At 62.1% G+C, this 2,587-nt stretch carries 3 protein-coding genes; all 3 read left to right on the top strand.

What is annotated here, in order from left to right; genetic code table 11:
• A partial coding sequence (locus AC1DUU_RS29075) for a cytochrome P450 (protein WP_476786793.1) occupies positions 1 to 788 on the top strand: 788 nt, incomplete at its 5' end.
• A complete protein-coding gene (locus AC1DUU_RS29070) occupies positions 785 to 1,822 on the top strand; it encodes a 2Fe-2S iron-sulfur cluster-binding protein (protein ID WP_476786792.1) in 1,038 nt (345 codons plus the stop codon). The genes AC1DUU_RS29075 and AC1DUU_RS29070, both read left to right, overlap by 4 nt.
• A 97-nt stretch (positions 1,823 to 1,919) precedes the next feature.
• Positions 1,920 to 2,587: APC family permease (locus tag AC1DUU_RS29065; RefSeq protein WP_476786791.1), on the top strand; the 668-nt coding region annotated here is incomplete at its 3' end.

The raw sequence follows: 2,587 nt of genomic DNA, 5'->3' as shown, positions 1-2,587 counted from the left end.
TGCTTGGCGTGCCCGAGGCCGACCGAGACCTGATGATCGAATTGACGGACCATCTGGTCGCCGGCACATCGGCCGAACCGCTGGATCCGCATGCCTATGGCAACACCACGCCGCTGCGGCTTTTGCCCTTCAACAGCCCGGCCGCCCACGCGCTGAGCGAATATGCCCGCAAACTGGGTGAGGAGCGCCGCGCCGCGCCTCAGGACGACCTGGTTTCGCAGTTGGTCTCGACCGAGATCGACGGCGAGCGGCTGACCGACAACGAGTACACCAATTTCTTCCGACTGCTGATCTTTGCCGGCAACGAGACGACGCGCACGGCTATGTCGCATCTGGCATTGCTGATCGCTAGGCATCCCGATCAGTTCGAGGTGCTGCGCCACAATCGCGACCTCGTGTCAAATGCGGTCGAGGAGGTCGTGCGCTATTCTTCGCCCATCCTATACTTCCGCCGCACCGCCACCCGCGATACTGAACTGTCAGGCACGCCGATCAAACGCGGCGACAAGGTGGTGATGTGGTATGCCTCGGCCAATTTCGACGAGACACGCTTCTCCGATGCGCTTCGTTTTGATGTGACGCGGCCCAAGCTGCCCATTCATGCCGGGTTCGGCGGCGGTGGCGTGCATACTTGCCTGGGGGCGGGACTGGCGCGACTGGAACTGATCGAGCTTGTCAACGAAATCCTCGACCGCAATCTGAAGATTGAGATTGTGGGCGAACCGGAATATGTGCAGACGAACTTCGTCAACGGCGTCGAGCACCTGCATGTGCGGCTTTCGGCATGACCGGCAAGTTTCACGCCTACACTGTCCTGTCGCGGCAGGAAGAAGCCGTTGACATCTCGTCTTTCTGGCTGCGTCCCGAGGGCGCCGTGACAGCGCGCGGTGGCGAGCATCTGATCGTCGAGGCGCTTGTTGGCGATGGTAGCTATGCGTTGCGGCGAGAGTACTCCGTTTCCGGGCTTTCCGACGGAGCGCTCCGGCTGACGGTCAAGCGCGAGCGCGCACCCAAGGGGCAGCCCACTCTCCCGCCCGGATATGTCTCAAGCTGGCTGCTCGATGAGGTGAAGCCGGGCGATGTCCTGCGCGCTTCGGCGCCGCGCGGCGAGTTTCGCTTGCGCGAAGGCTCTGAGAAGCCGGTACTCCTGTTCAGTTGCGGGGTGGGCATCACGCCGATGATGCTGCTGGCCAAGGAATTGGCAGGCTCGGGTCGGCGTGTGGCCTTTGTGCATGTCTGCCGCGATGGCGCGCATCATGTATTTGGACTGGAGATCCGCGCGCTGGCGGCRCAGGCGGCGAATATGAGCGTGCATATTTGCTACAAGCACGGCACCTCCGATTGTGCCGGTTGCGACAGCACGGGCGACCTAAACCGTGATCGACTGGCAGCGCTTCTGCCCGGGGCCGGTTGTGAGGTTTATCTCTGTGGGCCGGGCGCCTTCATGCAACGCGCTTATGACATGGCGCTGGACCTGGGCGTTAGGGCCGAAGATATTCGCTACGAGCTTTTTGGGCCCTCTTCCGACTTCACCCCGCGCCATGCCCCAAGCATCAGCAAGAGCGACGGCCCACGCGTCACGTTCACCAAGTCCGGGATTTCGGCGCGCTGGTCCGGTGATGCCCCCTCGCTTCTGGATTTTGCCGAGGAGCAGGGCCTCTATCCCGATTATTCCTGCCGCGCCGGTAGCTGCGAAAGCTGCAAGACGCGCGTGTTGAGGGGCGATTTCCACTATCCGGTCGAGCCGTTCGAGCGACCCGGCGAGGGGTATGTGCTGCTCTGCTGCGCACAACCGACGTCCGATCTGGTGCTGGAGGTCTGATGCGCGCTGGAGCAAGAGCCAGCACGTAACTATGCCTTCGTCGTGTCTGGAGGGACGCGGCGGAAGAGGCGAATGAAACCATAAGGGAGGGAAGTTCATGTCTATTCTGGAGGCGGGCAGCGGGCAGCTGCGCAAAGATGCCATGGGCGTCTGGCACATCGTCTTTTTCGTCGTCGCAGCCGCCGCGCCACTGGCGGTGGTGGTGGGCGTTTCGCCTTATGCTTTCGCTGCCGGAAATGGCACGGGTGTTCCGCTGACCTTCATTCTGGTGGGCGCGATGTATCTGCTGTTCAGCGTCGGGTTCACCACGATGAGCGCCCATATCGGCGGGGCGGTGTCCTTTTACCCCTACATCGCCAAAGGTCTCGGCAAGCCCATGGGCGTGGGCGGCGCGCTGATCTCAATCGCGTCCTACATCGCGGTCCAGCTCATGGCGATGACGCTGTTCGGCATCTTCTCAAATGCAATCGTCTCGCAGTACACCGGGCTCGACATTCCCTGGTGGGTCTATTGCCTCATGCTCAACGTAGGGGTCTATCTCTGCGGCATGCGCAAGATCGAGTTTTCGGGCCGCGTGCTGGGCGTGTTCATGATCGCCGAGGTGCTGGTCTTGTCCCTGCTTGGCATCGCCATTCTGGTCAACGGCGGGGGTCCGGAGGGCATCACTCTGGCGCCGTTCGGGTTCAGTGCGGTGAACTCAGGTAACCTGAGCCTTGCGTTGGTGTTCATCGTCTCGGCGTTCATCGGCTTCGAGGCCACCACGAT

This window comes from Aminobacter sp. P4_H6_2, assembly GCF_056400805.1.
Note: the sequence above shows the minus strand (reverse complement) of the source record. Positions and strands in the feature narration are given on the sequence as shown.